Genomic DNA, 26,115 nt, shown 5'->3' on the forward strand with positions numbered 1-26,115 from the left:
ATCAGCGTAACCGGGAAGTGCGGACGGGGCTGTGGCAGGAAGTGCTGGCTGGCAGCTTGGTGCCACTGATTCATAAACCCTTGAGGGGACGCCCGGATGAGGACCAGGTGAACTGACGTGGGGTCAGACTTCACTTTGTTGAACGAGTAAACCTGTCAGCAGAATCCCCGCCCCCGCCGACCAGCGCCCCCGCACCCCGCCCCGGGGAAGCGCGGGCAGCGGGACATCCGTTTCCGGCGGTATCACGAGAAAAGTGCCGTCCGGGTACGGTCGCACCGTGAAGTCCCGGAATCCGAACCGGGCCCCCAGCCACGGCGAGAACGCCTTGTACGCCGCCTCCTTGGCGCTGAACACCAGCCGGTCGCAGGGCAGCCCGCCCGGCGGGAAGTCCTCCCGCAGCCACGCCCGCTCCACCGCCCCCACCACCCGCGCCGCCACCACCGCCGGCAGCGGCTCCAGCGGCTCCGCGTCGATCCCCACCGACGCGTACGCCGCACCCCGCGCCACCACGGCCGCCCGGTAGCCCGCGCAGTGCGTCATGCTGCCCACCACCCCCGCCGGCCACTCCGGCGCCCCCAGCGGACCCGGGACCAGCGGCGCCGGCCCCACGTCCAGGGCGGCCAGCGCCGCCCGCGCGCAGCCCCGCACCGTCGTGAACTCCCGCAGCCGCTCCGGCGACACTCCCGCCACCGCCGCCCGCTCGGCCGGGAACAGCGCCACCCGCCCGGCCGGCCCGTCGTCCCCGAACGCCTCCGCCGACGCCACCCCGGCCGGCAGCAGACCGGCGATCACCGGCGGCCCGCCCCGCCGTCCGGCACGCGCTGTTCGCCCGGCGGAACCGGATTCCCCCCTTCGGGACTCTTGATCGCACAAGCGGGGGATCGGGTAGAAAGTGGAAGAGCCGGGAGCGCACGCGTTCGACCGACCGACCGACCGCGGGCGCTTCGAAGGTAACGGGGAACAGGGGGACGCGAGCACATGCTCGGAAGACTAGGACGGTTAGGGTTCGACCACCTGGCCGCGGCCGTGTACCGGGGCCTGATAGCGGGGAGTTCGAAGAGCGTCGACGACCTCGCGGAGGAGCTCGCCCTGCCGCCCGGCGAGGTGCGCTCCGCCATCGAGCGGCTGGAGAAGATGGACCTCCTGCTGCCCCAGCGCGAGGGCCGCAGCCGACTCGTCGACCCCAACCTCGGCCTGAAGTCGCTGCTGCTCCGGCAGATCTCCGGGATCGAGGACCGGATCAGGGAGTTCGAGGAGGACCGGGCCACCGTCCTCGACCTGCTGGCGCAGTTCGCCGAGCAGCACCCCGGCGGCATCGAGGCGGGCGGCGTCTACGTGTCCGGCCGCGAGGCCGTCACCGACCGGCTCTGGCAGCTCGCCGGCGACGTGGAGGCCGAATGGCTCGCCTTCGTCCCCGGCGGCGTCCGCAACACCGCGTGGCTGGAACTCGCCGCGGCACTCACCCTCCAGGTCCACCACCGGGAGGTCGCCAACCGCATCGTCTACACCGACGGCATCCGCACCGACGCCGCCGCACTCCGCCGCGCCACCCGCTGCGCGGAACTCGGCTGCCCGGTGCGCACCGTCCCCTCGCTGCCGGTGCACATGCTGGTCGTCGACCGCAGCCGGGTGCTGCTGCCGGTGGACCCCGGCGACCCGTGGTACGCGGTCATGGAGATCACCTCGCCGGGGGTGCTGGCCGCGCTCCAGGCGCTGTTCGAGCACGTGTGGGAGGGCGGCGTCCCGCTCGGCACCGACACCGGCACCGACGAGCACGGGCTCAGCCCGCAGGAGCGCGAGCTGGTACGGCTCCTCTCCCGCGGACTCACCGACGGCGCGGTCAGCCGCCGCCTGGGCGTCTCCCTCCGCACCGTCCGCCGCGTCGTGGCCGACCTCTCCGCCCGCCTGGGCGCGGAGAGCCGCTTCGAGATGGGCTACAAGGCGGCGGAACGCGGCTGGCTCTGACCACCCCGGGCGGGCGGCCCGGCCGGCCCGGCCTCCCGGCCCGGCCGGCCCCGCCCGCCCGGGCCGGGCCAGCCCCACCCGCGCCGCACCACCGGCCCGCCCCGCGCCGCGGCGGCAATTCCGGCCGGAAGTTGCCGGTGCGCTGCCTGGTCCGCCCGTCCCCGGGTGGACCAGCATCGGCGGGGAACGGGGAGCCGGCATCGGCCCCGCACCGCTGGGAGGAAGAGGGCGAATGGCCACGGCGCAGCCGCGCTCCGAGGGCGAGGAGCGGACCGACGAGGTCGACGCCCGCCCGCCGTCGCTGTGGCGCAATCTCGACTACATGTACTGGTGGACCGGCAACGGCGTGTCCACCCTCGGCACCAGCGTCTCCACCCTCGCCTTCCCGCTCCTCATGCTCGCCCACACCGGCTCCGTCGCCCAGGCCGGAGCCATCACCGCCTGCCACATGATCGGCACCCTGGTGATGCTGCCGGTCGGCGGCGTCCTCGCCGACCGGGTCTCCCGCCGCGCGCTGATGATCTCCGCCTCGCTCGGCCAGGCCCTCGCCATGGGCGCGGTCGCCCTGCTCGTGTACGGCGGCGACCCGGCGGTCCTCCTGCTCGACCTGCTCGCCCTGGCCGGCGGCCTCGCGGCCGGCCTGCGCAGCGGCGTGTCGATGTCCGCGCTGCGCCGCATCGTCCCCAAGGAGCAGGTGCCCACGGCCACCGCGCAGGGCATGGGCCGCGACATGGTCGCCCATCTGCTGGGCGCCCCGCTCGGCGGCCTGCTCTACTCGCTGTCCCGCTGGATGCCGTTCCTCTTCGACGCGCTGTCCTTCCTCTTCGTCACGCTCGCCTCGGCGCTGATCCGCCGCCCGCTGGGCCCCGACCGGCAGCCGGACGACGGCCCGCGGCCGGGCCTGTTCACCGAGATGGCCGATGGCCTGCGGATGGTCCGCGGCAGCCGGTACCTGGTGTTCACCATCGTCTGGGGCGCCCTGCTCAACGTCGTCGCCGAGGGCTTCACCCTGCTCTTCGTGGTCCTCGTGCAGCACCGCGGCGGCAGCCCCACCGACGTCGGCACCGCCACCTCGCTCGCGCTCGTCGGCGGTCTGCTCGGCGCCACCGCCGGCCCCGCCCTGATGCGGCGCCTGGGCGCCCGCCGGGTCATGCACGTGGCCGCCTGGCTGTTCGTCGCCTGCTTCGCCGCCGTCGTCTGGGTGCCGCGCCCCTGGCAGATCGGTCTCGTCCTGCTCGTGGCCATGACCAGCATGGTTCCGCTGAACGTGGTCATCGAGTCGTACCAGGTGCGGCTCGTCCCCGACGCGTACCTGGGCCGGCTGTCCGCCGTCGTCCGGTTCAGCATCCAGGCCGTGCAGTGGACCGGCCCGCTCGGCGCCGGCTTCCTCGCCGACGCGCTCGGCGTGCGCGCCGCCGTCCTGGTCCTGGCGGTGTGCATGGCCGCCCTCGCGCTCGCCCTGCACGTCGCCCGCGGCCGGCTGAGCGTCCTCGACGTTCCCCTGGCCGACGTCCGGGAGATCGCCGCCCCCGGCACGCCGGACCCGGCGCGGAAGGTTGACACCGCCGCCAACGACCGCTCGAAAGAGGACAGTTCAGAAGCGGAAGATCGCCGTGCGGAAGCAGGTGTGGAAGGGTTGACGACATGACTGAACACTCCGGACATCACGACCAGAACAAGCAGATCGACACCCCGAAGCCGCAGGCGGGCGACCTGCTGGCGTCCGACGACGACCGCAACCGCGTCGCCGAGAAGGTACGGGCGGCGGTCGCCGCCGGCCGGCTGGAGATCGGCGACCTCGACGCCCGGCTCGCCCAGGTCTACCAGGCCAGGACCCACGCCGAACTGGAGGTCGCAGGCCGCGGCCTGCCCGACATCGGCCCCCGCGACGCCCTCGTGGTGGACCGCGCGCCCACCTCGCGCTTCGCCCTCGGCATGTTCGGCGGCTTCGAGCGCCAGGGCGAGTGGGTGGTCCCGCCGCGCTTCACCGCCTGGTCGATGTGGGGCGGCGGCCGGCTCGACCTCAGCGAGGCGCGGTACGCCGAGCAGGAGACGGTCATCCGGGCCGTCGCCCTCTTCGGCGGCACCGAGATCATCCTCCCCGACGACATCGAGGTCGAGGTCCGCGGCTTCGGGCTCTTCGGCGTCTTCGGCAAGCGCGGCGCCCGCAAGCACAACAAGCCCGGCACCCCGCGCGTGCTCATCAAGGGCCTCGCGATGTTCGGCGGCGTCACCACCCGCACCAGGGAGATGAAGCGCTCCCGCGACTAGCCGCCCGGCCGTGACCCCGCGGCCTGCCCCCACCCGCCGTACCGGACCCCGCCCACCCCTCCGGGCGAGACACGAAGGACACCATGGAAGATCCCGTGCGGACCACGTCCCTGCTCCCCGTGGCCGAGAGCCTGCGCACCGGTGCCACCGGCGTGCGGGAGCACACCGACGCCACCCTCCGGCGCATCGCCGACGTGGACCGCGCGGTGCGCTCCTTCGTGGACGAGCCGGACCGGACGGAGCGGTTACGAGCGGCCGCACGGGACCTCGCGGACCGGCACCCGGCACCGGACGCCCGTCCGGCGCTGTACGGCGTGCCCGTCGGCGTGAAGGACATCCTGCACGTCGACGGGCTGCCCACCCGGGCCGGCTCCGCCGTGCCCCCGGGGGAACTGGCCGGCCCGCAGGCCGCCGCCGTCACCCGGCTCCTCGACGCGGGCGCGCTCGTCGCCGGCAAGACGGTGACCGCCGAGTTCGCCGTCGCCGCCCCCGGCCCCACCCGCAACCCCCACGACCTCGACCACACCCCGGGCGGCTCCAGCAGCGGCTCGGCCGCCGCCGTCGCCGCCGGGCTCGTCCCGCTCGCCCTCGGCACCCAGACCATCGCCTCGCTCATCCGCCCCGCCGCCTACTGCGGCGTCGTCGGCTACAAGCCCACCCACGGCCGCGTCCCGCTCGACGGCGTCCTCCCGACCTCCCCGTCGTACGACACCGTCGGCACCTTCACCGCCACCGCCGCCGACGCCGCCCTCGCCGCCTCCGTCCTCTGCGACGACTGGCGCCCCGAGCGCGCCGCCGCCCGCCGCCCCGTCCTCGCCGTCCCGCGCGGCCCGTACCTCGCCCTCGCCGAACCGGAGGCGCTCACCGCCTTCGAGCGGCAGCTCACCGCCCTCCGCGCGGCCGGGTACGAGATCCGCGAGGTCCCGCTCTTCGACGACTTCGAGCAGGACGCCTTCTCCCTCTTCGTCATCAACCTCTACGAACTCGCCCGCGCCCACGCCGGCCTGTTCGACCGCCACGCCGACCGCTACGACCCGCGCACCGCCGAGGCGATCCTCCAGGGCCGCACCGCCCAGGACTCCGACTACGCCGACGCCCGCAAGGCCCGCGACGCCTTCCGCGACCGCCTCGCGGACACGACCCACGAGCACGGCGTCGACCTGTGGATCAGCCCCGCCGCCACCGGCCCGGCCCCCCGCGGACTCGACCACGCCGGCGACTCGGTCATGTCCCTGCCCTGGAGCGGCGCCGGCCTGCCGATCGTCTCGGTCCCGGCCGGACGCTCCGCGGCGGGCCTCCCGCTCGGCCTCCAGTGCGCCGGCCGGACCGGCGAGGACGAACGACTGCTCGACTGGGCCCAGGGCCTGGAGAGCGCGCTGACGGTGTGACACCGCGCCGGCGGATCCGGCGCCCTTGGCAGAGACATGACGGAGAATCGGGGGACCGACCGTGGAGATGGGCATCGTCGCCGTCGGAACGGCGTTCGGCGAACTGTGCGACGTACGGGAGACCGCGGCCGACTACCTGGCCGACCCCGGCGTCGCCGAGAAGATGGGCTACGACACCTACTACCGGCTGCGCGACGGCGACACGCCCACCGCGCTCGCCGCCCGCGCCGCCCGCGAGGCCCTGGAGGACGCGGACCTCGACGTGGACGACCTCGACCTGCTGATCGTCGGCGTCTCCGACATCCCCGAGTACCTCGGCTGGGACACCTCCGCCGCCGTCGCCCGCGCCCTCGGCGCCCGGGCTGTCCCCACCGTCCAGTTCACCCAGTCCTGCGCCGCCTGGTCGCCCGCCCTCGACCACGCCGCCGGCGCCATGGCCCTGTCGCCCGACACCGACACCGTGCTGCTGGTCCTCGTCAACGCGCTCAGCGAGGCGCACGCCAACCGCATGGACTTCAACGCCACCATCGCCAGCGACGGAGCCGTCGCCGCCGTCCTCCGCCGCGACCACCCGCGGCTGCGCCGGCTCTCCTCCGCCCACCTCACCAACGCCGACTACGCCGACCTGTTCCGCATCGAGTACGGCGGCGCCGCCGCGCCCGTCGCCCCCGAAGGCGCCGGCAACCTCGACGTGGACCCCAAGATCGCGGTCTTCCGCCACTTCGACCGCGACCCGGCCCGCTTCGAGGAGTTCGAGCAGGAGATCCGCGCCCGCCTGGCCGGCGTCGTCGACACCGCCCTGGTCCGCGCCGGACGCGAGCGCCACGAGATCGCCCGGCTCGTCTTCATCAACGACAACCAGCGGGCGATCCAGGAGGCCGGCGAGGCCGTCGGCCTCCCCGTCGAACGCACCAACGCCGCCCTGGCCCGCGAACTGGGCCACATGGGCGCCGCCGACCAGCTCGTCTGCCTCTGGCGCCACGTCGAGGCCGGCGAACTGGCCAAGGGCGACCTGGTCGCCCTGGCCGGCATCTCGGCACCCGGAATGCACTGGTTCTGCACCCTCATCGAGGTGTGAGGACGCCACCCCGGCCGGCCGCCGAGCCCCGGCCGGCCGGGGACCCGCGAGAGGAGAGACCCCATGACCACCGAGCCCCGGACGCTCCTGGCCCCGGCCCGCGCCGTCACGGAGGAGGAGATAGCCCGCTTCGTCGTCGACCGCTTCCTCCCCTCCGTCGACGTCGCCGAACTCGACCCCGAGTACGACCTCCTGGCCACCGCCGTCCTCGACAGCCTCGGCCTCCTCCAGGTCGCCGCCTGGCTGGAGAAGACCCACGGCGTCGTCGTGCCCGACCGCGACCTCACCGGCCCCCGCTTCCGCAGCGTCCGCGCGATCCGCGAGACCGCCGAGCGGGCCGCCGCCGCCCCGGGCGGCCGGTCATGAGCCGCACCCTGGCCCAGGCGTTCACCGCGCACGCCGCCGCCCGCCCCGACGCACCGGCCCTCGTCTGGGAGGACCGCCCCGTCTCCTACGGCGAGCTGTACGCCATGGCGGCCCGCGCCCGCGCCCTCGTCGAGACCGCCGCCCCCGACCCCGCCCACCCGGTGGGACTCCTCGTCCGCAAGTCGCCCCAGGCCGTCGCCCTCGTCCTGGGCTGCCTCCTGGCCGGCCGCGGCTTCCTGCTGCCCTCCCGCGAACTGCCCGAGGAACCCCTCCGCTCCCTGTACGCCGAGGCCGGCTGCCGCACCGTCCTCGGCACCGAACCCCACCCGCTCGCCGACCACGTGACGGACCTCGCCGACGGCCCGGCGGACGGCCCCGCCACCGCCCCGCCGCCCGCGCCCGTCGCCGACGACGCCCCCGGCTTCCTGCTCACGACCTCCGGCTCCACCGGACTGCCGAAGATCGTCCCCGTCCCCACCGGCGCCGTCACCCGCTTCACCGCCTGGGCCGGCGCCGCCTTCCCCCTCGGCCCCGGCGCCCGGGTGCTGAACTACGCCCCGCTCAACTTCGACCTCTGCCTGCTGGACGTCTGGAGCACCCTCGCCCACGGCGGCACCGTCGTCCTCGCCGACCCCGACCGCGGCGCCTCCCCCTCGTACCTCCGCGACCTCGTCGCCGACCACCGCGTCACCCTGATCCAGGGCGTCCCGCTCCTCTTCCAGCTGCTCATCGAGGCCACCGAGGGCACCGGCCCGCTCACCACCCCCGAGCACATCGTCTTCGCCGGCGAGAGCACCCCCGGCCGCGTCCTCGGCGAACTCGCCCGGGTCTTCCCCGACGCCCGCTGGTACAACAACTACGGCTGCACCGAGACCAACAACAGCTTCCTCCACGCCATCGACCGCACCGCCCCGGTCCGCGCGCCGCTGCCCATCGGCCGCCCGCTCCCCGGCGTCGAGTGGCTGGTCACCGACGAGGACGGCAAGCCCGTCACCGGCGAGGGCCGCGGCGAACTCCTCGTCAGCACCCCCTTCCAGACCGCCGGCTACCTCAACGCCCCGAACGACCGCTTCGGCCCCCACCCGGACGGCGTGCCCGGCCGCGTCTACTACCGCACCGGCGACATCGTCACCCGCCACGAGGACGGCACCCTCAGCGTCCTCGGCCGCACCGACTTCATGGTGAAGGTCCGCGGCTTCCAGATCAGCACCCAGGCCGTCGAGCAGATCCTGCTCGACCACCCGGACGTCACCGAGGCCGCCGTGATCGCCCTGCCCGACCCGGTCGCCGGCAAGCGCCTCCACGCCGTCCTGCGCGTCACCGCCCCGGGCGCCGTCTCCACCCTGGCCCTGCGCAGCCACTGCGCCCGCCACACCGTCCGCGCCGCCGTCCCCACCGCCTTCGACCTCACCACCGACCCCCTGCCCAAGACCTCCACCGGCAAGGTCGACCGCACCCTCGTCCGCCGCACCCTCGAAACCCCCGCCACCGCCCCCTGACCGCCCCGCCCCCGCCCCGCCCGCGCGCCGCCCGGGTGGCGTGTGGGCGGGGCGGAGACGGGTGAGCGAGGATGGGTCCATGGCGAACCGACTGGCCCAAGAAACCTCCCCGTACCTCCTCCAGCACGCCGACAACCCGGTCGACTGGTGGCCCTGGTCCGCCGAGGCGTTCGAGGAGGCCCGCCGCCGCGACGTCCCGGTCCTCCTCAGCGTCGGCTACAGCTCCTGCCACTGGTGCCACGTGATGGCCCACGAGTCCTTCGAGGACGAGGCCACCGCCGCGCTGGTGAACGAGCACTTCGTCGCCGTCAAGGTCGACCGCGAGGAGCGGCCCGACGTCGACGCCGTCTACATGGAGGCCGTGCAGGCCGCCACCGGCCAGGGCGGCTGGCCCATGACCGTCTTCCTCACCCCCGACGCGGCGCCCTTCTACTTCGGCACCTACTTCCCGCCCGAGCCCCGGCACGGCATGCCGTCCTTCCCCGAGGTCCTGGAAGGCGTCCACGCCGCCTGGCGCGACCGCCGCGGCGAGGTCGCCGAGGTCGCCGGCCGGATCGTGAAGGACCTCTCCGGCCGCTCCCTCGCCGTCGCCGGCGACGGCCTCCCCGGCGACGAGGAGCAGGCCGCCGCGCTCCTCGGCCTCACCCGGGAGTACGACGCCACCCGCGGTGGCTTCGGCGGCGCCCCCAAGTTCCCGCCGTCCATGGTCCTGGAGTTCCTGCTCCGCCACCACGCCCGCACCGGCTCCGAGGGCGCCCTCCAGATGGCCGCCGACACCTGCGAGGCGATGGCCCGCGGCGGCATCTACGACCAGCTCGGCGGCGGCTTCGCCCGCTACGCCGTGGACCGCGCCTGGGTCGTCCCGCACTTCGAGAAGATGCTGTACGACAACGCCCTGCTCTGCCGCGTCTACGCCCACCTGTGGCGGACGACCGGCAGCGACCTCGCCCGCCGGGTCGCGCTGGAGACCGCCGACTTCATGGTCCGCGAGCTGCGCACCCCCGAAGGCGGCTTCGCCTCCGCGCTGGACGCCGACAGTGCCGACGGCAGCGGCCGGCACGTCGAGGGCGCCTACTACGTCTGGACCCCGGACCAGCTCGCCGAGGCCCTCGGCGCCGACGACGCCGCCCTCGCCGCCCGCCACTACGGCGTCACCGAGGACGGCACCTTCGAGCACGGCGCCTCGGTGCTCCAGCTCCCGCAGGACGCGGGCCCCGCCGACGCCGGCCGGCTCGCCTCCATCCGCACCCGGCTGCACGCGGCCCGCGAGCGGCGCGCCCGCCCCGGCCGCGACGACAAGATCGTCGCCGCGTGGAACGGCCTCGCGATCGCCGCCCTCGCCGAGACCGGCGCCCTCTTCGACCGCCCCGACCTGGTCGAGCGCGCCACCGAGGCCGCCGACCTGCTGGTCCGCCTCCACCTCGACGACGGCGGCCGGCTCACCCGCACCTCGAAGGACGGGCGGGCCGGCGCCCACGCGGGCGTCCTGGAGGACTACGCCGACGTCGCCGAAGGCTTCCTCGCCCTCGCCGCCGTCACCGGCGAGGGCGCCTGGCTGGACTTCGCCGGCCTCCTCCTGGACCACGTCCTCGACCGGTTCACCGGCGAGAGCGGGGCGCTGTACGACACGGCCCACGACGCCGAAGCCCTCATCCGGCGCCCCCAGGACCCCACCGACAACGCCACCCCGTCCGGCTGGACCGCCGCCGCCGGAGCACTGCTCTCGTACGCGGCCCACACCGGCTCCGAGGCCCACCGGACCGCCGCCGAGGGAGCCCTCGGCGTGGTCAAGGCGCTCGGCCCGCGCGCCCCCCGCTTCATCGGCTGGGGCCTCGCGGTGGCCGAGGCCCTGCTCGACGGCCCCCGGGAGGTCGCCGTCGTCGGCAACGCCGCCGACCCCGTCCTCCAGGAGCTGCGCCGTACGGCCCTGAGGGCGACCGCCCCCGGAGCGGTCGTCGCCGCCGGATCCCCCGGCAGCGAGGAGTTCCCGCTGCTGCGCGACCGCCCCCTGGTCGCCGGATCGGCCGCCGCGTACGTCTGCCGTCACTTCACCTGCGACGCACCCGTCACCGACCCGGAGGCCCTGGCCGCCCGGCTCCGCTGACCCCCGCGAACGGGCACGGCCCCGCCGCCCCTCCGGAGAGGGACGACGGGGCCGCGCCGTGGCCGAGCGGCGTGGCTCAGCTGTTGCCGGCGCCGTTGCCGGACAGGATCGGGATGTCGCTGAGGATGTGCGACAGCGGCTCGTCGCCCTTGGCCTGCGTCGAGTTCTCGACGCACTGCTGGTTCTGCGGGGAGGACAGCACGTTGATGTCCTGCACCGCGATCGGGACGAGACCGACGAGGGAGCCGGCGTTGACCTTGGCGGGGAGACCGATGCACGGCTTGTTCAGGGAACCCTGGACGAGCGCGAACTGCGGGCTCATGTCGCCGTAGGTGGCGGAGTTGCCGAACTCCTGGTGCGCGCCGTTGCCGGAGAGCGAGGTGGTGCCACCGTCGTCAGCGATCGCGAGCGCCTGCCCGGCCGTCGCGCCGACGACCGAAACAGCCACCGCAGCGGTCGCGAGGAGCTTCTTCATGTTCTGGCCTTTCGATGACTGGCCCGCGCAGAGTGCCGAGCCGTGCTGATCAACTGGTCGGAGGGGCGGAGGTTCCGGGATGTCCACCGGACGGCCTACGGGCAGATGAGCGAAGAACCGCGGGCCGGCGCGTAGTGGGCGACGGAGATCTCGCTCGGCGCGACCGCCTCGGCGGGCGGCAGCGGACGGTCGGCCCGGAGCCGGGCGAAGACCTTCGCGGCCCCCTCCTCGTCCCAGGCGACGACGGACCCGACGCCCTCGACCGTCGCGAAGCCGCGGACGGGCACGGTGGCGAACTCGGTACGGGACGGGCCGACGGCCTTCAGCCGGTCCGCGAGCTCCAGCAGCTCCGCCGCCGAGATCCCCCGCTCGGCCCGCGCGGTGCCGCGCAGGGTCGCGGCCAGCGCCCGCAGCTTCGCGGGGTCCGCGAGGATCCCGCTCGACCGGATCCGGTCCAGCGTGTTGACGACGAACTTCTGCTGCTTGCGCATGCGCCCGAAGTCCATCTCCCCGTCGGCCTTCCGCGACCGCACGTACTGGAGTCCCTCGCCGCCGCCGACCCGCCGGGTGCCGACCGGCAGGTCGAGCCCGGTCGCCGGGTCCTTCAGGGGCTTCGCCGTGCAGATCGGCACCCCGCCGTCGATCCGGTCGACGGTGTCCATGAACCGCCGGAAGTCGACCGCCAGGAAGCGGTGCACGTCCAGTCCGGTCGCCGCCTCGACGGTCTCGACGGCGAGCGGCGAACCGCCCTCAGCGTGGGCCGCGTTGATCTTCGCGCGGTGCGACGCGTGGACCTTGCCGGTGCGCAGGTCGGTGTGCGGGCCGGGGAGTTCGGCGAGCGAGTCGCGCGGCAGCGAGACCACGCTGACCCGGTCGTTCCCGGCGGAGACGTGCACGAGCATCATCACGTCGGCGCAGTCGCAGTCCTTGCCGCCGAGCCGGAAACGTTCCTTCTCGGCGGCGGTGATCCCGTCCCGGGAGTCCGTGCCGACGACGAGCAGGTTCAGTCCCCGGCCGGGGGAGGGGAGTTCGGCGGGGCCGAGGGCGGAGGCGAGGGCTCCGGGAGCGAGCGCGAGAAGCGCCGCCGGTACGAGCAGGAGCCGCCGCGGACGCGGAAATCTCATGTCCGCACGCTATTTCGAGTCCGTTCGCGCAGAGAGGCGCGACGCGTCGGGCGGTGGCTGAATCACTCCGTTGCGAGTTTGTGTAATGATGCGGGAATAGCAGCGGAGGGAGCGAGAATGGCGCCGCCTGAACCCGCGAGGCCCGGGAAATGGGAACGGATGGCCTTCATTCCGAAGAGCCGGTATGTGAGCGAGCCGCGGGCCGCCGAACGTTTCCGGTCGTCCGGCCAATTCCCCGTCTATTCCGCCCTGGTGGCCCAGTGGACCGAAGCGGGGAGAACGGTCCCGGGAATGCCCGACCGGGAATGGGAGCGGCTGGTCTCCACCCCCGTCTGGCCGCGCTGAGGCGGCCGGGGACAGCGCGAAGGGGCCGCCCCGGCGGGGCGGCCCCTCGACGCGCGGACGTCGCCGGGGAGGCGGTACGTCAGCTGTTGCCCACGCCGTTGCCCGAGAGGACCGGGATGTCCTCCAGGATGTGCGACAGCGGCTCGTCGCCCTTGGCCTGCGTCGAGTTCTCGACGCACTGCTGGTTCTGCGGGGAGGACAGCACGTTGACGTCCTGCACCGAGATCGGGACGAGGCCGACGAGCGAACCGGCGTTGAGCTTGGCCGGCAGGCCCACGCACGGCTTGTTCAGGGAGCCCTGGATGAGCGCGAACTGCGGGCTCATGTTCCCGTAGGTCGCCGAGTTGCCGTACGCCTGGTGGGCGAAGTTGCCGCTCTTGGAGGTGGTGCCACCGTCGTCGGCGATGGCGAGGGCGGGGGTGGCCGCGGCGGCGGAGGCGCCGACGATCGAGGCGGCGGCGGCCGCGGTGGCCATGACCTTCTTGATCACGGGATTTCCCTTCTAGAACCGGCTCCGTGCAGGGAGCCCCCTGATCAACTCGCTTCGGACCGGCGGGTTCCGCCTCGTCACCCCGTTGGCGGAGCGCACGCGGCAGCGCTCGCGGCGGCTCCCAGTCGATCGGGTGAAGCGCCGGAACCTCCACCGCCGGCCGCAGTTGATCCGGTCGCATCAATCAGGGCGATTGGTGGGAAGAGAAACGGAATCACCGTGATCAAGAAGATGATGACGGCCGCGGCCGTCACCGCTTCGGCCGTCGGCGTCGCCGCCGCGGCCGCCGCTCCCGCGATGGCCATCGCCAACGACGGCGGCACCACCTCCCTCTCCGGGAACGGCGCCCACCAGTCGTTCGGCAACGCGAAGACCAAGGGCGACATGAGCCCGCAGTTCGCGGCCGTCCAGGGCTCGCTGAACAAGCTGTGCCTCGGCGCCCCGGTCAAGGGCAACGTCGGCTCGGTCGTCGGCGTCCTCGTCCCGGTCGCCGTCCAGGACATCAACGTCCTCTCCTCCCCGCAGAACCAGCAGTGCGCGGAGAACTCGACCCAGGCGAAGGGCGACGAGCCGCTGTCACACCTCGTCGAGGACATCCCGGTCCTCTCCGGGAACGGCATCGGCAACAGCTGACCCGGAAAAGCGCCGCAGGGCCGGAGGAGTTCCTTCCTCCGGCCCTGTGTCGTGTGCGCAACGGAGTGAATGCCGGAGCCGGAGCCGGAATCCCGGTTTCCTTCGCGGCAGGCTGTCGTTGTCCGTATGTGCGGCGGAGGCCGATCTTCCGCCACGGAAAGGAACCAGACGAATATGAAGTGCAAGAAGGCTGCTGCCGTCATCGCCGGAGTCATCATGGCCATGGGTGCGGCCACGCCCGCCTTCGCCGACGCCGGAGCGCAGGGTGCCGCCGTCGGTTCGCCGGGTGTCCTCTCGGGCAACGTCGTCCAGATCCCGATCCACGTGCCGATCAACGCCTGCGGCAACAGCATCAACGTCATCGGTGCGCTGAACCCGGCCTTCGGCAACACCTGCGTCAACGCCTGAGCCGGGCCTCCGCGCACGCGGAAGGCCGAGTGAACGGCCCCGGGGAGAGCATCCGCTCCCCGGGGCCGTTCCGCGTCCGGCGGCACGAACCTTCGTGTCCGGTGCCCCAACCGGGCGATGAAATCCCCTAATGGACTAGGGACCGGACAGAAGCGGCGTTCACGATCAGCTCATTAGGAATACTTTCGGAACATCGGAATGACTGATCGTCAAATCGCATGCGTGCGAAGGAGCTGCCGTGGAACCTGTCGGAGGAACACCGAGAAGAAGAAACAGATGGCTGGGGGTGATCGCCGCGGGCCTCCTCGTCTCGGGCTCGGTCGTGCTGTCGGCACCCGCCCACGCCGCCGCGCCCCCCAGCGCCGAGAAACCCCGGCCGACTCTCCCCGCGACCAGCGCCATGGGCGCCTTCCTGGATTCCGGTTCGCTCGGGGTGACCCGGATCCGCCAGCTGGAGCGGTGGCTCGGAGGCCGGGAGCTCCGGGTGGGCCACACGTACCTCCCCGGCGACCTGTGGTCCAACATCGAGAGCCCGCCCGGCTTCCTCGACGCCTGGGCCGACTGGCGCAACGCCAAGACCGACCGGATCTTCGTCCTCAACGTCCCCATGCTGGAACGCAACGAGGCCGGGGTCTCCGACCAGGAGGTACGCCGCCAGCTCCAGCTCGGCGCGGCCGGCTACTTCGACCACCACTTCCGCACCCTCGCCCGCCGGCTCGTCGACGCCGGAGCCCTGGACACGGTCCTCGTCCTCGGCTGGGAGATGAACGGCACCACCTACACCCACCGCTGCGGCCCGGACCCGACGGCCTGGAAGAAGTACTGGAACCGCATCGTCACCACCATGCGGTCCGTCCCCGGCCAGCGGTTCCGCTTCGACTTCAACCCGAGCCGGGGCCGGGACGCGGTGCCGTGGACCGAGTGCTACCCGGGCGACGACGTCGTCGACATCATCGGCATGGACTCGTACGACCAGCCGGCCGGCGCGGACTTCGACCGGCACGTGAACGAACCGTACGGCCTCCAGAAACAGGTCGACTTCGCCGCCGAACACGGAAAGCAGATCTCCTATCCGGAATGGGGGCTCTTCCGGAACGGCGACAATCCGACGTACATGCGGCGGATGCTGGAATGGATCCGCGAGCACAAGCCGCTCTACCACACGATCACGGACTACTGCCCGCACGGCGTCTGGCAGTGCGACCGCAATCCGCAGTCCTCCCGCGTCTTCCGCGAAATGCTGTACGGGGCGGAGCCGTCGGTGCCGGTGGATCCGGTTGACCCGGTGGATCCGGTGGATCCGGTGGACCCGGTCGACCCGGTCGACCCGGTGGATCCGGTCGATCCTGTGGATCCGGTGGACCCGGTCGATCCTGTGGACCCTGTGGATCCGACCAAGCCGGAACCGAAGCCGGAGCCCAAGCCGGAGCCCAAGCCTGAGCCGAAGCCCGAGCCGAAGCCGGAGCCGAAGCCTGAGCCCAAGCCCGAGCCGAAGCCGGAGCCGAAGCCCGAGCCGAAGCCGGAGCCGAAGCCCGAGCCGAAGCCCGAGCCCAAGCCCGAGCCGAAGCCGGAACCGAAGCCGGAGCCCAAGCCTGAGCCGAAGCCGGAACCGAAGCCGGAGCCCAAGCCTGAGCCGAAGCCCGAACCCAAGCCGGAGCCGAAGCCGGAACCGAAGCCCGAACCGAAGCCCGAGCCTCGGCCCGAGTGCTGGAAGGTCGAGCTCGGGGGTTGGGTGGAGAGCTGGATCGGCGGGCCCGTGTGCGTGCCGAAGGACACCGGGTGGAAGGCCGACCTGGACGCCGCCCTCGACTGGAAGGGGGCGCTGAACGGCGTCTGGCCCTTCTGACGGTCAGCCGCCGGACGCGGGGGCGCGGCCGGGCAGGCGGGCGGCGAGCCGGCCGGCCCAGGCCCGCTCCCGCGCCTGCCGGGCCGCCCAGCGCCGCGCGTCCGCCGCGCCCGCGTGGAGCCACAGCAGCGGGGCCGCGGCGCGGCCGGCGAGCAGCAGCCGCCGGTTGCGGACCGGCTCCGGGCGCCAGTGGTGCTTGTACGGTTCGCTGCCCCGCAGCATGCTGAGCGTGGCCCGGCCGCCCGCGCTGGTCTCCCGGGCCCCGTGCCGCAGCAGCATCGCCGCGACGTCGACCTTGCGCTCGCGCAGCACCGGGTCGGCGCCGTACAGATAGCCGCCGGCGAGCCGCGGGGACATCAGGGTGAGGTCGGCGGCGACGACGTCGCCGCCGAGCCGGAACTCGGTGACCATCGCGTCGCCGCGCTCCACCATCGGCCGCACCGCCCGCGCCAGGTGCTGGGCGAACCGCTCGCTGGTGTGCTCGGCGGTGACCCCGCGGCCCCGCCACTGGAGCTGGTGGAGGGTGAGCAGCCGGTCGAGGGCGGCGGGCACGTCGGGACCGGTCACCACGTGCGCGTCGATGCCGAGCGCGTCGAGCTTGCGCAGCTTGGCGCGGACCCGCTGCGCCTTCCCGGACGGCATGCGTTCCAGCAGGCCCTCCATGGGGACGGCGGGCAGTTCCAGGCAGAGCGAGTCGGGGAGCCGGCGGCGCGGACCGGCCCACGCGGCGAAGACCCGTTCGGCGGCGGCGCCGGGCCGCACCTCCCGCAGGTCCACGACCGCGCCCCGGGCCGTGCGGGCGATCGCGGCGGCCAGCGCGCCGGCCGCCTCCGGGTGCGCGTCGTCGAGGAGGACGTCCGTGAAGTCGGTGATGGCGCCGCCGAGCTGGGTCAGCACCGGCAGCGGCCCGCGCGCCCGCATCAGGGGCGCCGCCGCCACCAGCGCGCCCGCCCCGTCGCGTACCAGCACCACCCGGAGGGCGCCGGGACGCCCGTACGAGAGCCACCAGGAGTGCAGCCAGGAGTGGGACTGGAACGGGGTCGCCGAGGAGCAGCGCCCGTACAGACCGGTCCACTCGGCCGCCAGCCGCCCGAAGCCCCCGGTGTCGCGGCAGACCTCGGTCCGCAGTGCGTCTGCCAAGGTCACACCGCCTCCGGTGCCGGCTGGTGGGCGGCGGGCGCGGGCACGGCCGGGCGGGAGTGGCGGCCCTCGGCGCGGCCGGCCGGCCGCTTCGGCCGGACCAGCAGCGCGAGGCCGCCGAGCAGCCCGCCGGCACAGGCGCCGACCAGCGCGGACAGCGGCGCGGACGGCGACACGGGGGCGGTCGGCTTCGTCGCCCGGGAGAACTGCACGACCTTCACGCCGGTGCTGCCGGCCACGTGCGAGGAGTTGACGACCAGGGAGCGGGCCACGCCGTCGGCGATCGACACCGCCTGCGCGGCCTTCGGGGCGCGCGCGGTGATCGAGATCATCGGCGCGTCCGGCGAGGTCTCCGCGGTCACGCTCTCGCGGAGGGCGGCGGCCGTGACGCCCGCCCACACCTGGGCGTCGCCGGTCACCGCGATGTCGGTGGCGACCCGCCCGTACGCCTGGGCGAAGCCGAGGGCCGCCGCCGGGTCGGACTTCTCGCCGGGGACGACGATGACGTAACTGGTCGCCGCGTACTCGGGCGTGGTGAGGACGCCGTAGCCGCCGCCGAGCGCGGCCCCGGCGACGGCGGCGGCGGGCAGCACCGCCCAGCGGCCGGGGGCGCGCAGTCGGGCGGGCAGGCGGACGGCGCGGGGTGGGGTGGTGGTCATGACGGGCTCTCTCGGTGGGACGGGCAGGGGTCGGGAGGACGGGTGTTCAGGGGCCGGGGCGGCTGTGGACGGCCCGGTCGTACAGGGCCATCAGCCGGTCGGCGCTGCGGGCGATGTCGTAGCGGCGGGCGGCGGCGGGCACCGGCAGCCGCGCCGGCCGGCCGGGCACGTGCGCGGCCCGCAGCTCGCGCAGCGCGCCGGCCAGCTCGGGCACCGACGTGCCGATCCGGCGGGCGCCCGGTGCCGTGTCCGCCGGCAGGTCCTCGATCGCCGGGCACGCCACGTATAGCACCGGCAGCCCGGCGGCGAGCGCCTCGACGACGGCGAGCCCGAACGTCTCGTCCGGCGACGTCGACACGAACACGTCCATGGCGGCGAGGAGTTCGGGCAGCATCGGTCCGGCCGGGCCGTGCGCCGGCGGGTCCTCGCAGGCGCCGAAGAAGTGGACGCGGCCGGCGGCGCCGCGGTCGCGGGCCAGCGCGCGCAGCTCCTCGCGCCGCTCGCCGTCGCCGACGAGCAGCAGCCGGGCGTCCGGGACCTCGGCCACGGCCCGGATCAGCCGGTCGAACCGCTTCCCGGGCGCCAGCCGCCCCACCCCGCCGACCACGAACGCGTCCTCGGGGATGCCGAGGACGCCCCGGGTGAGGCGGCGGGCGCGCGGGACGAAGGCGAAGCGGCCGGTCTCGATGCCGTTCGGCACCACCTCGATCCGGTCCGGCGCCACGCCCCAGTCGGCGAGCCGGCGGGCCACGCTCGCCGACACGGCGACCGTCGCGGTGCCGAGCCGCTCCGACGCCAGGTACAGGGCGCGGGTGCCCGCCGACAGCGGGCGGCCCTCGATCTGCGAGGTGCCGAGCGAGTGCTCGGTGGCGATCACCCGGCGGACCCCGCCCAGCCGGGCGGCGAGCCGGCCGTAGACGCACGCCCGGTAGAGGTGGGTGTGGACGAGGTCGTAGCCGCCGTCGCGGACCAGCCGGGCGAGCCGGGGCAGCGCGCCCAGGTCCCGGTTCCCGGCCATGCCGAGGTGGGTGACGGGCGTGCCGTCGGCCTCGATGCCGGCCGCGACCGGCCCCGGGTTGGTGAGCGTCACCACCCGCCCCTGGACGGGCAGATGGCGCAGCAGCAGCCGCAGCTGCTGCTCGGCGCCGCCGATGCCGAGCCCCGTGATGACGTGCAGCACCCTCATCCCAGCACCACCGCGGCCGGGCCCGAGCGGGCGGGGATCAGCTCGGCGGGGTGCCGGCGGCGCAGCGGGTGCAGGGCCCGCTTGGCGGTGAGCCGCCACGAGGTGTCGGTCTCGCCGATGTGGACGCGCGGCAGGGCGTGCGCGCTGGTGAGCGGGCCGGGGTCGATGCCGCAGGCGTAGCGGTAGCCGGCCTTGCGCACGGCCCGCACCACCCGCGGGTCGACCGCGCCGTACGGGTAGCAGAAGCCGTCCACCGGGCCGCCGGTGATCTCCTCCAGCAGGGCCCGGGAGCGCCGGGTCTCGTCGGCGAGCGTGGCGTCGTCGGCCTCCGTCAGCCGCCGGTGCGTCAGCCCGTGCGAGCCGATCTCCATGCCGGCGGCGGCGATCCGCTCGATGCCCTCCTCGGTGAGCAGCGGCTTGCGCGGGCCGTCGGCGTCCCAGTCGTTGACGCCGCCGAGCCGGCCCGGCAGCACGTACACGGTGGCGGTGAAGGAGTGCCGGCGCAGCAGCGGCAGCGCCGAGTCGAGGAAGTCGGCGTACCCGTCGTCGAAGGTGAGGCCGACCAGCCCCTTCGCCCGCCCCTCGGCCGTCGCGTCGAGCAGTTCGCGCACCGACACGCCGCGCAGCCCCCGGTCGCCCAGCCAGTGCAGCTGCCGGGCGAAGCGCACCGGGGAGACCGTCACCCCGTACGGGTCGTCAGCGGTGTCGGTGACCGAGTGGTACATCGCCACCCACAGGGGCGGCTTCGCCCACAGGGGCGGCTTCGGCAGCAGGCGGCGCAGCGCGGTGGGGGCGGGCATGGGCGGTCCTTCGGCGTCGGGTCGAGCGGTGGGGGAGGGGAGGGATCTCCGGCGCCTTGCCGGCGCAGGCGAGGAAGAGCAGGAACACGCCGGCGACGACCAGGCCGGCGACGGCGAGGGAGATCAGTGGCGGGCCGATCGCCACCGAGCACAGCCAGCCCGCGCCGGTCGCCCAGGCGGCGGCGGTGGCGAGCTGCAGCAGGCCCTCGCCGAGCCGGTCCGCGCGGACCGGGACGGTCTGCCGGTGGGCGCCGCGCAGCAGCAGCACGGCGGTCACGGTGATGCCGAGGGCGTTGGCGGCGGCCAGGCCCACGGCGCCCCAGGCGGCGGCGCCCGCCACCCCGGCGGCGGCGGTGACGGCGAGCCCGGCGCCCATCGCGGCGGCCGGGTACCAGAGCGGGCGGGCCGCGGAGAAGTAGCAGCGGACGAGGGCGCCGACCATGGTCTGGCCGAGCAGCCCGAGCGCGTACACCCGCATGACGGAGGCCGTGGCGACCGTGTCCGTACGGTCGAACTCGCCGCGCTGAAAGAGCAGTTCGACGATCTTCGGGGCGGCGGCGATCACCACGGAGGCGCCCACCAGGACCACCACGGCCGCCAGCAGCAGATCCCGCTCGACCCGCCGCCGCGCCCCCTCCGGGTCACCGGCGGCCAGCGCCCGCGCGACCACCGGGAAGCTGACCGTGCACAGCATCAGCGACAGCATCATCGGCATCTGCGCGATCTTCTGCGCGTAGTTCAGGTGCGAGATCGCCCCCGACGGCAGCGGCGCCGCCAGGAACCGCTCGACCAGCGTCTGCGACTGGCGGGTCAGCGAGAAGGCGACCACCGGGGCGATCAGCCCGAACACCACGAGCCGCCCCTCCGCGCCGAGCCCCGGCGCCAGGGCCTCCGGCTCCGGTGCCGGCACCGGACGCGCCCGCAGCGCCCGCACCAGCGACGGCGCCTGCACCAGCACCATCAGCACCCCGCCGGCCGCGACCCCGGCGGCGGCCGACCGCACCCCCCACGGCTCGCGCAGCAGCACCATCGTGCCGATGATCCCGACGTTGTACGCCACGTAGATCGCGGCCGGTGGCAGGAACACGTGGTGCGCCCGCAGCGCCGCCGAGCAGTAGCCGACCAGCGCGAACGTCAGCACGCAGGTCGCCGTCAGCCGCGTGCAGTCCACCGCGAGCCCCGGGTCGGACAGCCCCGGCGCCAGCAGCCCCACGACCGCCGGGGCGGCCACGACCAGCGCGGCGGCGACCGCCCCGACGCCGAGCGTCAGCCGCGGCAGCGTCCCCCGGACGAGCTCCCGCACCGGATCCGCCCCGGACAGCGCGCCCGGCCGCCGGGCCAGCGCCCGCGCGAACGCCGGCACCAGGATCAGTGCCATCGCGTCCTCGATCAGCAGCGTCGACGCGAACTCCGGCACCGTCCACGCCACCAGGAACGCGTCCGTCTCCGCGCCCGCGCCGAAGTACCCGGCGAGGATCTGGTCCCGGACCAGACCGAGCACCGCCCCGACGGCCGTCAGCCCCGCCGTCACCGCCGCCGCCTTCGCGAGGAACCCCCGGCCCTGGCCGCCGGCCGCCGGCGCCTTCGCCCGGGCGTGCGCCCGCCGCCCGGCCCGCGGCGGCGTGAGCGTGGCGGTCGCCGCCCCCGTCGCCGTCCCGGCGGGCGGCTCCGCCGCGCCGCCGGCCGGTCCGGGCGCGGACGCCCACACGTCGGCGGCGGGCGCCGCGGGCCCGGCCCCCGGCAGCACGGCGGCCCCCGGGGCGCACGGGGAGTCCGTGGCGTCCGGGGGCATCGGGGTCCAGGGGTCGGTCAGGGGTTCGCCGGGCTGCGGGCCCGGCGGACACGGCGGTACGGCACCGGCGCCGCCGCTCCCCGGGGGCGCGGCGCACGCGTCCGTGGGATCCGGCGGACCGGCCCACGGGTCACGCACCGCGCACCTCCGCGGCGCCCTCGCGGCCCGGCGCCAGCGCCCACCAGGCGGCCAGCCCGAACACCACCGACATCAGCACCGTCGACGGGCCGCCGATGTCCGCGTAGCAGAAGTCGATCAGCTGCCAGGCGAGCAGCCCGGTCGCGACCAGCGCGCAGTCCGCGCCCGACCGGCGCCGCCGCAGCGCGCCCGCCAGCAGCGCCAGCCAGCTCCCCGCCAGCGCCACCAGCCCGATCAGCCCCTGCTCGCTGAGGACCAGCAGGTACATGTTGTGCGGCGACAGCAGTGGCTGCCTGCGGAAGCCCGCGCCCGCGCCGGCGGTGTCGCTGCCGGAGGACAGCGCCACGGACGCGTGCGCGTCCCGGTACTGCGGGAAGCCCTTCAGTCCCACCCCGGTCAGCGGCTCCGCCGCCCACATCCGCCCGGCCGCCGCCCACATCGTGTACCGGTCCGTCACCGACTGGTCCGGCGCCGCCGTCACCCGCGTGATGCTGGCGACCCGCTCCTTCACCATCGCCGAGCCGATCCCCAGCCCGCCGACCAGCACCACCGCCAGCGCGCCCACCGCGAGCGCCACCTTCGCCGCCCGCCGCACCCCGCCGAGCAGCAGCTGGATCCCGCAGGCCAGCACGGTCGCGATCCACGCGCCCCGGCTGAACGACAGCGTCAGCGGCACCACCAGCAGCACCGCGCAGACCAGCGCCGCCGTCCGGGTCCGCCCCGCCGGGGCGCCGAGCGCCATCCCGGTCGCGATCACCAGGCCGTACGCCACCACCGTCGCCATGCCCATCACGTCGGTCGCCCCGAAGGTGCCCACCGCCCGGACGTCCTCGCCCTGGTACGAGGCACCCGTCCCCGTCAGGTACTGCGTCACGCCCACCGCGCCCTGGAGCAGCGCCAGCGCCACCAGCGCCCACGCCACCAGCGCGAAGTCCCGCCGGTCCCGGACCGTCAGCAGCACCGCCGCCGGCACCAGCACGAACACCTGCACGTAGCGGGCGACGCCCGGCAGGCTCGACGCCGGGTCGTTCGAGGTGACCGCCGCCAGGCAGATCCCGAGGACCGGCAGCCCCAGCACCACCGCCGCCGTCCGGGTCAGCGGCCGGGCGCCGCCCCGCACGACCCGGACCAGACACACCAGCACCAGCAGGCCCGAGGCCGCGTCGGCGACCGTGCCCGTGCCGCCCGTCCCGCCCTCCGCCCCGCCGCCGCCCGGCACCAGGAGCAGCGCGATCACCGCCAGGACCGGGGAGAGCGCGCCGGCCCGGCGCGCCCACTCCCGGGCGTCCGGCGTCCCCGCGAGGACCGGCGCCGTCGTCACGGCCGTCGCCATCTCAGCTTCCCGTCGGTCGGAGGAGTCCGGCCGCGGTGCGGACCAGGATGCAGACGTCCTGCCAGAGCGACCAGTGGTCGATGTAGTGGTTGTCGAAGCGGCAGCGGTCCTCGATCGAGGTGTCGCCGCGCAGCCCGTTCACCTGCGCCAGACCGGTGAGCCCGACCGGCATCCGGTGCCGCGCCGCGTACCCCGCGTGGATCTTGCTGAACTGCGCGACGAAGTACGGCCGTTCGGGCCGCGGCCCGACCAGGCTCATGTCGCCGCGGAGCACGTTCCACAGCTGCGGCAGCTCGTCCAGCGACGACTTCCGCAGGAAACCGCCGGCCGCGCTCATCCGCCGGTCCCCGGCCACGTTCCACCGGGTCGCCGACTCCGTCTCGTCCGACGGCCGCAGCGTCCGGAACTTCAGCAGCGTGAAGTGCCGTCCGTGCTGGCCCACCCGCTCCTGCCGGAACAGCACGCCCGGCCCGTCCGACAGCCGCACCGCCAGCGCGCACAGCGCCAGCACCGGCAGCGCCAGCGCCAGCGCCGGACCGGCCAGCGCGATGTCCAGCGCCCGCTTCGCCCGCGCCCCGCGCCGCTCGCCCGGCGGGACCAGCCGGCGGCGGGCGTACCCCCACACGTGCTCGCCCATCGGCCCGTCGCACAGCTCCCCGCCGACCCGCCAGGTCACGCACCCGTAGTGCTGGAAGAGCGTCACCAGCTCCGGCTCGTCCGACAGGAACACCGCTTCCTGGACCGCGTTCTGGATGACCGCCCGGCGGATCTCCTCCGCCGTCGTCAGCAGCGGCAGCCCGCCGTCCACCGGCCGCTGCTCGCCGACCGTCGCGTCCGGCAGCCCCACGACGCCGACCGGCCGCATCCCGTACTCGGGGTGCTGGAGGGCCGCCGCCGCGAACCGGCGGGCCGCCGTCGGCGGACCCACCACCAGCGCCGAACGGGGCCGCTCCCGGGCGATCCGCCGCCCGCGCGCCAGCAGCACCGCCCGCAGCACCGCCGCCACCCCGACGTGCGCGCCGTACGCCGCGCACAGGTGCCCCGGCCCGATCGCCAGCGCCGGCGACCAGGCCGCGGCCCCGGCCGCCGCCACGCACCACACCACCCCGGCCCGGGAGGCCAGCGCGGGCAGTTCGTCGAGCAGCCGCACGTGCGCCGCCGGCCGGTACAGCCCGCCGCGCCCGTCGAGGACGAGCAGCAGCGCGGCCACCGGCAGCAGCAGCCGCGGGTCCTGGTGGGCGGGGCCGAGCAGCGCGGCACCGGCGAGCACCGCCAGGCAGTCGACGGCCCGCAGCACCGCGGGACCCGGCTGCGGCCGCGCGGCCGACCGGTGGCGCGGCGGCGCGAGCCGGCCGGGCAGCCGGCGCCGGGGGAGGAGCGAGGCGGACCCGAACGCCGGGCCCGCGACCGGCCACGGGCCGGGCGAAGAGGGAACGCTGGTACTTTCCGTGGTCACTGCGCAATCGGCTCTCTGTGCTCGGTGCCCCGCACTCCGGCCAGCTCGCGGTAGATCTCCGCGACGGCCGCGCCGGTGCGCCGCACATCGAATCTGCTGAGGACGTGCTCGTGGGCCTCCCGGCCCAGGCGGTGCCGCAGCTCCGGCCTGCCGAGCAGGCGGCCGAGAGCGGCGGCGAGGGCGGCCGGGTCCTCGGGCGGGACCAGGCACGGTGCTTCATGACCGGGCGGCAGGCTCTCGCGCGCCCCGTCGACGTCGGTGACGACGACCGGCCGGCCCGCCGCCATCGCCTCCAGCGGCGCCAGCGCCATGCCCTCCCAGCGGGACGGCAGCACGACGACGTCCGCCGCCCGGTACCAGGGCGCGGTGTCGCCGACGGCGCCGGCGAACCGCACCGAAGGACCGGCGGCGGCCCGCAGCCGCTCCCCGTCGGGACCGTCGCCGACCAGGACGAGCCGCGCCGCCGGTACGTCGCGGAGCACGGCCGGCCAGGCGGCGAGCAGCACGTCCTGGCCCTTCTGCCGGCACAGCCGGCCCACGCACACCACGGTCGGCGCCGGGTTCCGGGCGGGCCCGCCGGTCGCGAACCGGGCCACGTCCACGCCGTTGTGCACCACGGACCAGGCGGCCGCGACCCCGGCCTCCTCGCCGGTACGCCGCTCCGCCGCGCTCACGCACAGGATCCGGTCGGCCCAGCGGGCGCCGAACCGCTCCCAGCGGCGCGCCAGTTCGGCCGTGGTGCCGGTGACCGCCTCGAAGGACCAGGCGTGCGGCTGGTACACGGTCGGGATCCGGCCGCGCACCGCGAGCCGGGCGCACAGGCCCGCCTTCGCCGAGTGCGCGTGGACGAGGCCGGGCCGCACGGCCCGGACCACCCGGGCCAGGTCGCGGGTCTCCCGGAACAGCGCGGGACCGGGGTCCCGGCCGGCCCGCCAGTCGTGGACCTCGGCGCCCCCGGCGCGCAGTTCCGCGGCGAGCGCGGCAGACGGCGGGCAGGCGACGACGGGCCGCAGCCCGGCGGCGCGCTGGGCGCGCACCAGGTCGGCGACGACCCGGGCGACCCCGCCGTCGCCGGGCTGGACCGCGTGCAGAACGGTGACGGACCAGGGGTCCGTGGTCGGGGCCCGCACGTCAGCGCCGTACGTCCGCCCGCGGGACGTGCGCGCCGGGCCGGACCTGGACGCGATCGGCTCCCCGGCGCGGCGCCCCCGCCGTGCTGAATTCCGCGGTGCCGGAGTTCGGAGAACCCGTCGCGGAATGGGCGGAATCCCCGGTCCGCGAGGTGCCGAAGGGGACGCGGGCCGCCTCTCCGGGCGCCGGCGCGGCGGGCGTCACCGCGCGCGACAAGGCGCACCACACGTTGCGACGCACAGCAAGAACCGCTGAATTCCGCATACAGGTTCTCCGCTTTGATGAGAGAAGGAAGGGAAGACCCGTGAAGGCCGGGGGAGAGGGGAGAGGTGTCGTCCGCACGAAATGGGTGAACGCGCGGCGGGCCCGGAAGCAACGTTCGGAAACGTTATAACCCCGGCGCGGGGCGATAGTAAGCATTAGATGCTCGGAAACGCTAACTCCCGTATCCGCACGGCAGGTTCCTCGTTGAGCGTGTTGCGCCATTC

General features: G+C 75.0%; 22 protein-coding genes and 1 pseudogene. 11 read left to right on the forward strand and 12 right to left on the reverse strand.

Annotation, left to right across the window (positions count from 1 at the left end):
* Positions 1-123 precede the first annotated feature (123 nt).
* Complete coding sequence (locus ACFVQZ_RS20775; protein WP_383624656.1) at positions 124-792, reverse strand: 4'-phosphopantetheinyl transferase; 669 nt, start codon at positions 790-792, stop codon at positions 124-126.
* A 186-nt stretch (positions 793-978) separates the two neighbouring features.
* Between ACFVQZ_RS20775 and ACFVQZ_RS20780 the strand changes: the two genes are divergently transcribed.
* From ACFVQZ_RS20780 to ACFVQZ_RS20815, 8 genes are all read left to right on the forward strand, one after another.
* Positions 979-1,965, forward strand: a complete 987-nt coding sequence (locus tag ACFVQZ_RS20780; RefSeq protein ID WP_051788468.1) for a LuxR family transcriptional regulator — start codon at positions 979-981, stop codon at positions 1,963-1,965.
* A 232-nt stretch (positions 1,966-2,197) separates the two neighbouring features.
* Positions 2,198-3,613 carry an MFS transporter gene (locus ACFVQZ_RS20785; RefSeq protein ID WP_081959698.1) on the forward strand — a complete coding sequence of 472 codons (1,416 nt, stop codon included), beginning with the start codon at positions 2,198-2,200 and terminating at the stop codon, positions 3,611-3,613.
* Complete coding sequence (locus ACFVQZ_RS20790) at positions 3,610-4,236, forward strand: DUF1707 domain-containing protein (protein ID WP_383624660.1); 627 nt, start codon at positions 3,610-3,612, stop codon at positions 4,234-4,236. Before ACFVQZ_RS20785 ends, ACFVQZ_RS20790 begins: the two co-directional genes overlap by 4 nt.
* A 95-nt stretch (positions 4,237-4,331) precedes the next feature.
* The gene (locus ACFVQZ_RS20795) at positions 4,332-5,624 is read left to right on the forward strand and encodes an amidase (RefSeq protein ID WP_383624663.1); all 1,293 of its coding nucleotides are present in this window, start codon (positions 4,332-4,334) and stop codon (positions 5,622-5,624) included.
* A 67-nt stretch (positions 5,625-5,691) separates the two neighbouring features.
* A complete protein-coding gene (locus ACFVQZ_RS20800) occupies positions 5,692-6,702 on the forward strand; it encodes a 3-oxoacyl-[acyl-carrier-protein] synthase III C-terminal domain-containing protein (protein WP_383624929.1) in 1,011 nt (336 codons plus the stop codon).
* Between the two features lie 63 nt (positions 6,703-6,765).
* On the forward strand, positions 6,766-7,068 hold the full coding sequence (locus ACFVQZ_RS20805) for an acyl carrier protein (RefSeq protein ID WP_051788466.1): 303 nt from the start codon (positions 6,766-6,768) through the stop codon (positions 7,066-7,068).
* Positions 7,065-8,567, forward strand: coding sequence for an AMP-binding protein (locus tag ACFVQZ_RS20810; protein ID WP_383624668.1), 1,503 nt, complete (start codon positions 7,065-7,067; stop codon positions 8,565-8,567). Before ACFVQZ_RS20805 ends, ACFVQZ_RS20810 begins: the two co-directional genes overlap by 4 nt.
* Positions 8,568-8,646: 79 nt before the next feature.
* Positions 8,647-10,671 (forward strand): thioredoxin domain-containing protein, encoded by a 2,025-nt coding sequence (locus ACFVQZ_RS20815; RefSeq protein ID WP_383624671.1) that lies wholly within the window; start codon positions 8,647-8,649, stop codon positions 10,669-10,671.
* A 76-nt stretch (positions 10,672-10,747) separates the two neighbouring features.
* On the opposite strand, the gene ACFVQZ_RS20820 is transcribed toward ACFVQZ_RS20815, so the two are convergent.
* From ACFVQZ_RS20820 to ACFVQZ_RS20830, 3 genes are all read right to left on the reverse strand, one after another.
* Positions 10,748-11,146, reverse strand: coding sequence for a rodlin (locus tag ACFVQZ_RS20820; protein WP_030497689.1), 399 nt, complete (start codon positions 11,144-11,146; stop codon positions 10,748-10,750).
* Positions 11,147-11,241: 95 nt separating this feature from the next.
* Positions 11,242-12,270, reverse strand: coding sequence for an LCP family protein (locus tag ACFVQZ_RS20825; protein ID WP_383624675.1), 1,029 nt, complete (start codon positions 12,268-12,270; stop codon positions 11,242-11,244).
* A gap of 424 nt (positions 12,271-12,694) precedes the next feature.
* Positions 12,695-13,105, reverse strand: a complete 411-nt coding sequence (locus tag ACFVQZ_RS20830; protein WP_383624678.1) for a rodlin — start codon at positions 13,103-13,105, stop codon at positions 12,695-12,697.
* 222 nt (positions 13,106-13,327) lie between these two features.
* Here ACFVQZ_RS20830 and ACFVQZ_RS20835 point away from each other — a divergent pair, with 222 nt between their 5' ends.
* From ACFVQZ_RS20835 to ACFVQZ_RS20845, 3 genes and pseudogenes are all read left to right on the forward strand, one after another.
* Positions 13,328-13,738: a rodlin gene (locus tag ACFVQZ_RS20835; protein WP_383624932.1), complete on the forward strand. Its 411-nt coding sequence runs from the start codon at positions 13,328-13,330 to the stop codon at positions 13,736-13,738.
* 174 nt (positions 13,739-13,912) lie between these two features.
* Positions 13,913-14,146, forward strand: coding sequence for a chaplin (locus ACFVQZ_RS20840; RefSeq protein ID WP_030497685.1), 234 nt, complete (start codon positions 13,913-13,915; stop codon positions 14,144-14,146).
* Positions 14,147-14,432: 286 nt separating this feature from the next.
* Positions 14,433-15,614 (forward strand): annotated as a pseudogene (locus tag ACFVQZ_RS20845) (glycoside hydrolase family 26 protein); the annotation flags it as partial.
* A 381-nt stretch (positions 15,615-15,995) separates the two neighbouring features.
* Here ACFVQZ_RS20845 and ACFVQZ_RS20850 read toward each other — a convergent pair.
* The 8 genes from ACFVQZ_RS20850 to ACFVQZ_RS20885 form a co-directional block, all read right to left on the reverse strand.
* Entirely contained in the window at positions 15,996-17,138 is a 1,143-nt protein-coding gene (locus tag ACFVQZ_RS20850) for a GNAT family N-acetyltransferase (RefSeq protein WP_081959612.1), read from the reverse strand.
* A complete protein-coding gene (locus ACFVQZ_RS20855) occupies positions 17,135-17,791 on the reverse strand; it encodes a lipopolysaccharide biosynthesis protein (protein WP_383624682.1) in 657 nt (218 codons plus the stop codon). Before ACFVQZ_RS20855 ends, ACFVQZ_RS20850 begins: the two co-directional genes overlap by 4 nt.
* A gap of 46 nt (positions 17,792-17,837) precedes the next feature.
* Positions 17,838-18,977, reverse strand: a complete 1,140-nt coding sequence (locus ACFVQZ_RS20860) for a glycosyltransferase (RefSeq protein WP_383624685.1) — start codon at positions 18,975-18,977, stop codon at positions 17,838-17,840.
* On the reverse strand, positions 18,974-19,777 hold the full coding sequence (locus tag ACFVQZ_RS20865) for a polysaccharide deacetylase family protein (RefSeq protein WP_383624688.1): 804 nt from the start codon (positions 19,775-19,777) through the stop codon (positions 18,974-18,976). The genes ACFVQZ_RS20860 and ACFVQZ_RS20865 overlap by 4 nt, the downstream gene beginning before the upstream one ends.
* The gene (gene murJ, locus ACFVQZ_RS20870) at positions 19,674-21,569 is read right to left on the reverse strand and encodes a murein biosynthesis integral membrane protein MurJ (protein WP_383624691.1); all 1,896 of its coding nucleotides are present in this window, start codon (positions 21,567-21,569) and stop codon (positions 19,674-19,676) included. The genes ACFVQZ_RS20865 and murJ overlap by 104 nt, the downstream gene beginning before the upstream one ends.
* A gap of 130 nt (positions 21,570-21,699) precedes the next feature.
* Entirely contained in the window at positions 21,700-23,040 is a 1,341-nt protein-coding gene (locus ACFVQZ_RS20875) for an O-antigen ligase (RefSeq protein ID WP_051788351.1), read from the reverse strand.
* 1 nt (position 23,041) lies between these two features.
* Positions 23,042-24,496, reverse strand: a complete 1,455-nt coding sequence (locus ACFVQZ_RS20880) for a sugar transferase (protein WP_030497677.1) — start codon at positions 24,494-24,496, stop codon at positions 23,042-23,044.
* Complete coding sequence (locus tag ACFVQZ_RS20885; RefSeq protein WP_383624695.1) at positions 24,493-25,626, reverse strand: glycosyltransferase; 1,134 nt, start codon at positions 25,624-25,626, stop codon at positions 24,493-24,495. Before ACFVQZ_RS20885 ends, ACFVQZ_RS20880 begins: the two co-directional genes overlap by 4 nt.
* Positions 25,627-26,115 lie beyond the last annotated feature (489 nt).

Origin of the sequence: Streptomyces sp. NPDC057854 (assembly GCF_042797055.1) — a bacterium.
GTDB lineage: Bacteria > Actinomycetota > Actinomycetes > Streptomycetales > Streptomycetaceae > Streptomyces.